9 protein-coding genes, 1 tRNA gene and 1 pseudogene are annotated in these 4,878 nt (G+C 70.6%); 1 reads left to right on the forward strand and 10 read right to left on the reverse strand.

Annotated elements, in window-relative coordinates; translation table 11 throughout:
* Window positions 1-28: 28 nt before the first annotated feature.
* Window positions 29-102 (forward strand) — tRNA-Pro (locus tag AOK00_RS27650).
* Between the two features lie 97 nt (window positions 103-199).
* Here AOK00_RS27650 and AOK00_RS27655 read toward each other — a convergent pair.
* The 10 genes and pseudogenes from AOK00_RS27655 to AOK00_RS37590 all read right to left on the reverse strand — a co-directional run.
* Window positions 200-1,369 (reverse strand): tyrosine-type recombinase/integrase, encoded by a 1,170-nt coding sequence (locus tag AOK00_RS27655; protein WP_055602978.1) that lies wholly within the window; start codon window positions 1,367-1,369, stop codon window positions 200-202.
* Window positions 1,369-1,548, reverse strand: coding sequence for a helix-turn-helix domain-containing protein (locus AOK00_RS27660; RefSeq protein ID WP_055602979.1), 180 nt, complete (start codon window positions 1,546-1,548; stop codon window positions 1,369-1,371). The genes AOK00_RS27655 and AOK00_RS27660 overlap by 1 nt, the downstream gene beginning before the upstream one ends.
* A 1-nt stretch (window position 1,549) precedes the next feature.
* Window positions 1,550-2,953, reverse strand: coding sequence for a replication initiator protein RepSA (gene repSA / locus AOK00_RS27665; RefSeq protein ID WP_055602983.1), 1,404 nt, complete (start codon window positions 2,951-2,953; stop codon window positions 1,550-1,552).
* Between the two features lie 5 nt (window positions 2,954-2,958).
* Window positions 2,959-3,141, reverse strand: a complete 183-nt coding sequence (locus AOK00_RS27670; RefSeq protein ID WP_055602980.1) for a hypothetical protein — start codon at window positions 3,139-3,141, stop codon at window positions 2,959-2,961.
* A gap of 91 nt (window positions 3,142-3,232) precedes the next feature.
* The gene (locus AOK00_RS27675) at window positions 3,233-3,781 is read right to left on the reverse strand and encodes a GGDEF domain-containing protein (protein WP_055602984.1); all 549 of its coding nucleotides are present in this window, start codon (window positions 3,779-3,781) and stop codon (window positions 3,233-3,235) included.
* 5 nt (window positions 3,782-3,786) lie between these two features.
* Window positions 3,787-4,116 carry a hypothetical protein gene (locus AOK00_RS27680; protein ID WP_055602981.1) on the reverse strand — a complete coding sequence of 110 codons (330 nt, stop codon included), beginning with the start codon at window positions 4,114-4,116 and terminating at the stop codon, window positions 3,787-3,789.
* 13 nt (window positions 4,117-4,129) lie between these two features.
* The gene (locus AOK00_RS38615; protein ID WP_107097478.1) at window positions 4,130-4,285 is read right to left on the reverse strand and encodes a hypothetical protein; all 156 of its coding nucleotides are present in this window, start codon (window positions 4,283-4,285) and stop codon (window positions 4,130-4,132) included.
* A 19-nt stretch (window positions 4,286-4,304) separates the two neighbouring features.
* Window positions 4,305-4,493 (reverse strand): mobile element transfer protein, encoded by a 189-nt coding sequence (locus AOK00_RS27685; protein WP_055602982.1) that lies wholly within the window; start codon window positions 4,491-4,493, stop codon window positions 4,305-4,307.
* 6 nt (window positions 4,494-4,499) lie between these two features.
* Window positions 4,500-4,676, reverse strand: a complete 177-nt coding sequence (locus AOK00_RS39510; RefSeq protein WP_173861646.1) for a hypothetical protein — start codon at window positions 4,674-4,676, stop codon at window positions 4,500-4,502.
* A 20-nt stretch (window positions 4,677-4,696) separates the two neighbouring features.
* Window positions 4,697-4,878 (reverse strand): annotated as a pseudogene (locus tag AOK00_RS37590) (DUF2637 domain-containing protein); the annotation flags it as partial.

Genomic DNA, 4,878 nt, shown 5'->3' on the forward strand with positions numbered 1-4,878 from the left:
CGTGACGTGAACAACAGAGCAGCGACATCGGGGTGTAGCGCAGCTTGGCAGCGCGCTTCGTTCGGGACGAAGAGGTCGTGGGTTCAAATCCCGCCACCCCGACAGCCAAAACAGCAGGTGAGGCAGTTACTGGATTCAGTAACTGCCTCACCTGTTTCTGTGTGCGTGTCTATCTGCGTGACTACCGCTCCTCGCGTGTCTACAGCCGCTGAGGATCGGCTCCGAAGATCCCATCCATGACCACGGCACCGGTCTGGATCACGGGCCGGATCTGCTTCCGGTAGACCTCCTCAGTCACAGCTGTCCCCGAGTGGCCGACAAGGCGGGAGATCACTTCCAGCGGGACGCCACGGTCCGAGAGCAGGGACACGAAGCTGTGCCGGAGCTCCCGGGGCGTCCACTCGTCGGCTTTGATCCCGTCGATGTCCTTGAGCGCCTGGCGGAAGGCGCGGCGGACATTGGCCGCATCGAGCGGCTTGCCCACGGCCGAGGAGAAGACGAGGCCGTGTTCCTCCCACTTCTCGTCAGCGGCGAGCCGGTCCCATCCCTGGTCTTCGAACTGCTGCCAGAGAGCTTCGACGCAGCGCGCCGGCAGGGCCAGCGTCCGTCGGGACTTCCGGGTCTTGGTGTCTCCGCCACGCCGGACCGAGCGCCACACCGCGATGTGCGGAGGCTGCGGCGGGTCGGCGTCCGGGATGCCCTTCAGGAAGACGTGGTCCCAGGTGAGAGCTCGCAGCTCCTCTGTACGGGCGCCTGTCAGGAGGGCGACGACGATGTAGGTGTACATCGAGGTCCCCTCGGCGCCCTTGAGCACGGCTTCGGCCTGGCCGAAGCTGAGCGCCTTAGAGGGTCGCCCAGCCTGCCCCTGGGGCACCGAGCACAGCTCGACAACGTTGCGCTTCACCTTGTCCCGGGCCATGGCGCGCTTGACCGAGCGGTTCAGGCAGGAGTGGATCGCCTGAAGGGTGCGGGTGCTGAGCGTCTTCGCCTTGGCGGCCAGCCAGCGGTCAACGTCCTCCGCGCTCAGGTCACGAAGCTTGCGAGCTCCGAGGGACGGGATGACGTGCGTCCGGGTCAGAGTCGTGCAGGTCTCGGCCGTGCTCGGGTCGATGCCCACCAGGCCGTACGTGAGCCAGTCCGTCACCGCGTCCTTGACCGTGTAGTTGGTGGGCGCGATCGCGAGACCGTCCTCGTGGTCCCGCAGCACCTCCTTGAGCTTGTTCTTGGCCTCCGTCTTGGTCTTGCCGCTCCCCCGCTTGACGATCCGTTTGCCGCTCGGATCGAAGCCGAGGTTCGCCGTGGCGATCCAGCGTTGCCGCTTCTCGTCCCAGTGCAGGCCACCGTCACCGCGGCTCCGACGCTTCGCCATCAGGCCGCACGCTCCATCTGTCCCGCGATGAAGTTGCCGACAGCGGTGGCGGGGATGCGTCGGCAGCCGTCGACCTTGATGGAGACCAGGCGCCGGGTGCGGATCAGGTCGTACACCTTGGTGCGCCCGACCTTGAGCCGGGTCATGACCTCCGGAACGGTCAGCAGTTCGTCAGCCATCTCAGTCCCCCATGTCGTCGTGGTCGGGAAGGTCGCTGAGGGCCTCCCGTGCGGTGTCTCGGTTGTGCTGGATGTCGCGGCGGATGTTGGCGGCTAGCCAGGACTCACCGGGTGTCGCACCGTGGCCGGCGTAGGCCCAGTGGGCGACGACGAGGAGGGTGGCTTCGGGGTGTTCGTCGGGGTCGGGCAGGCCGAGGGCGGTGCGTTGCTGGTGGGCGCGGTAGTCGGCGCGGACCTGGCGTAAGGCGCCGAGGGTGGTGGAGTAGCGGCGGGATTTGGTGGAGAAGTGGCCGCGGAAGCCGAGCATGTGGGCCCAGGCGCGGAGCCTCCGGTCCGGGTAGGCCGGGTCGAGGTCCATGCAGGCTTCCATGAGGCGCCGGGGGTGGTCGGGGACGTCGAGGAGGATGAGGGCTTCCTTGTTGCCCACGCGGTGGTCGACGGAGCCGGTCGTTTCGGCGGCTTTGGTGGCGTACTTGGCGACGTAGGCGGCGACGGCCTGTTCGGTGAGGTCTTCGCCCTGGCCGAAGGCGCCGATGGGCTGGATGTCGAGCTGGGTGCCCCAGGTGAGCGTGAGGTCCTGGCCGACGCGGTACGCGGGGGCGGCGGGGACGACGATTTGGACGCGGGCGGCGGTGGCGCGGATGGCGTCGGTGAGGAGGTCGAGGGTGGCCCAGGCCGGGGGCGGGGTGTGAGGTCCGTCGGGGCCGTCGAAGCGGATGACGGCGTGGAAGTGGACGGCTCCGCGCTTTTGGTACTCGGCGACCTTGCCGAAGGAGACGCGGGACTGTTCGCGGGCGGCTTTCTGGGTGAGGCCGGCGCGGGCGGCGATCTCGCGGCGGAGGTAGATCGTGAAGTAGCGCCACAGCTCGGAGGCGTGGTTGTTCCACAGCACCGCGGCTGCGTAGTCGTACGTGGACGGGTTGAGCGGGGTGCCCAGCTCCGGGGCGTCCTCGGGGTGGAGGGTGCCGCAGCGGCAGGGCCGGGTGCCGGGCCGGTTGTGGACGGGGCCGAAGGACGGGGCGGTGAGGGTGGCGAAGACGCGCGGGTGGTCGCGGATGGTGTCCGGGGTGCCCTTGTCGGGGTTGCCGACGAGTCCGGCGCGGATCAGGTGGTAGGTGTCGCCCGCGTAGGTCCAGGCGCAGGCGGGGCAGCGGGAGGCCCGGCGGTTGCCGCAGGCGACGCGCAGGACACCGCCGGGTTCGGCGTCGGTGTTGTACGCGTGGAGGACGGTCTTGGTGGCGGGGTCGAGGGTCTTGGTGCCGCCGGTGAGGCGGATGGGGGCGGTGCAGCCGCCGGTGCGGCGGAGTTGTTCGGTGAGGCGGTCGAAGCCGGGAGACCCGGCCAGCCGGAGCAGGTCGCTCAGGGTGGCTGGGTCCAGACCCGCCTGGAGGGCGGCGTGGGTCAAGGCGGTCACTTCCCGGCGCGGGTGAGGGCGGCCGGGGTCGTACGGGTGCCGGTGCCCTTGCAGGCGGGGCAGGTGGCGGCGAGGGTGCGGCGCTGTCCGTCAGGGTCGAGGCTGCCGGTGGTGATGTGGGCGACGGGGAAGCCGTCGCAGTGGGAGCAGACGCGGGTGGTCGGGGTCTGGGGCATCATGAGGTTTCCCTTTCGGGTCCGGTGGATCTGGAGGGGGTTGAGGCGCCCGGGGCGGCGGAAGTTTGGCGACGGAGGCCGTCCCGGGGGCCGCTTAGCGTGTGTTGCGCCTGCCGTGGCCCTTGGCCGCGTACATCGAGGCGTCGGCGGCCGAGAGGGCGTCGGTGAGGACCGGCACCGGCAGGCGGTCGCGGTGGCAGTGGCCAACCGACGCGGAGACCGGCAGGACGTGACCGTGGTGGGTGACCGGCTCGTCCAGGGCGATCCGCAGGGCGAAGAGGCCGGCGGTGTGGCCGGGGTCGGTGACGATGGCGGCGAACTCGTCTCCGCCGAGGCGGGCGGCGATGCCGTGACGTCCGCACCAGTCGGCCAGGCGCTGTGCGGTGGCGGTGAGGACCGCGTCTCCGGCGGCGTGGCCGTGGGTGTCGTTGATGGTTTTGAAGTCGTCCAGGTCGACCAGGAGGACGAGGGCGCCGGGGTGCTTGGCCAGCAGGTGTTCGGCGCGGGTGGTCCATCCGGCGCGGGTGTGGAGGCCGGTCAGGGGGTCGCGGCGGGCGGTGGCCAGGCGGCGCCAGAGCAGCCCGCCGTGCAGGACCCACCCGAGGGCCGGTAAGCCTGCCGCCGCGATCATCTGCGTGTCCACGAGAGTCACCGGCCCTTCTGCATGTCGCGGACGAGGAGGCGCAGGACGACGGCGATCAGGGCGACGGAGACGCCGGTGATGGCGACCGCGAGGAGCATGGAGACGAGGACGGCGCCGACGACCAGGACGACGGCGCCACCGCCGGCGGCGAGGGCGATCGCGCTGCCGGGGGTGAGCTGGACCGTGGTGCGGGGCGTGGTGACCGGTACCGGGGCGGTGGTGTGGTCGTGACTGCAGGGCATCGGCTCGACAGCGGTCGTGGGGGCGGTGGGCTGGACGAGCGGGGTGACGATGCCGGTCGGGAGCGGGTTGACCGGGATGCGGGGCTGGAGCATGACGCGGGTCTCCCTACTTGGTGATCGGGTCGATGAGCGGGGCGAGGAGGCTGTCGGCGAGGAGGTAGCCGCCGAGGAGGAGTACGGCGACGAGCCACCAGGGCGGGCGGATGAGCTTGATGCCGAGGCCGCCGACGACGATCAGGGCGAGCCAGAGCGGGACGTCCATGACGCGTTCTCCTTGAGGGTCAGCGGGGCTGGCAGCGGTGGGTGCGGGCGGCGAGTTCGGCGGCGGCGCGGGTGTTGTAGTCGGCGGAGAACTCGCAGCGCGGGGCGGTGCACACGGCGGTGTGCTTGGTGCGGCCCCGGCCGTCGTGGTGGGTGCCGACCTGCACCGGGCCGATGCGGAGCACGTGGTGGAAGCGGTTGGGGCGCATGGCCGGTCAGACCTTTCCGATGAAGTCATTGGTGTGGTCGTTGAGCCACTGCCGGATCTCGGCGAGTTCGTCGTCGGTGGCCCGGTTGAACGCGGCCTCCGCAATGGCGACGGCTTCCACGAACTGGTTGCTGCGGGTCAGCTCCGCAGAGCGTTCGAGGGCGGAGCGGATAGACGGACGCATGAGCGTCTCCTCTCAGAGGGTCAGGCGAGTTGGAGGGCGATGGAGTCCGCGAGGGCCGGGGGCATGCCGTGGCGGGTGCGGAGGGTTTCCGCGTCGATCGGCTGGCCGGTCTGGGCCCGGTGGGCGTCCGCGATCTTCTGGGCATGGGCCATCAGGGCGGGAGGCACCGGCACGGCAGACGGCGCGGGGACGGGGTCGGGCG

Source organism: Streptomyces aureus (assembly GCF_001418135.1).
Taxonomy (GTDB): domain Bacteria; phylum Actinomycetota; class Actinomycetes; order Streptomycetales; family Streptomycetaceae; genus Streptomyces; species Streptomyces aureus_A.

Coding starts and splice junctions, on each gene's coding strand:
- AOK00_RS27660 (WP_055602979.1), bottom strand. CDS start 1,548: ATGGCTGACGAACTGCTGACCGTTCCGGAGGTCATGACCCGGCTCAAG.
- AOK00_RS27655 (WP_055602978.1), bottom strand. CDS start 1,369: ATGGCGAAGCGTCGGAGCCGCGGTGACGGTGGCCTGCACTGGGACGAG.
- AOK00_RS38615 (WP_107097478.1), bottom strand. CDS start 4,285: ATGGACGTCCCGCTCTGGCTCGCCCTGATCGTCGTCGGCGGCCTCGGC.
- AOK00_RS39510 (WP_173861646.1), bottom strand. CDS start 4,676: ATGCGTCCGTCTATCCGCTCCGCCCTCGAACGCTCTGCGGAGCTGACC.
- AOK00_RS27680 (WP_055602981.1), bottom strand. CDS start 4,116: ATGCTCCAGCCCCGCATCCCGGTCAACCCGCTCCCGACCGGCATCGTC.
- AOK00_RS27670 (WP_055602980.1), bottom strand. CDS start 3,141: ATGATGCCCCAGACCCCGACCACCCGCGTCTGCTCCCACTGCGACGGC.
- AOK00_RS27685 (WP_055602982.1), bottom strand. CDS start 4,493: ATGCGCCCCAACCGCTTCCACCACGTGCTCCGCATCGGCCCGGTGCAG.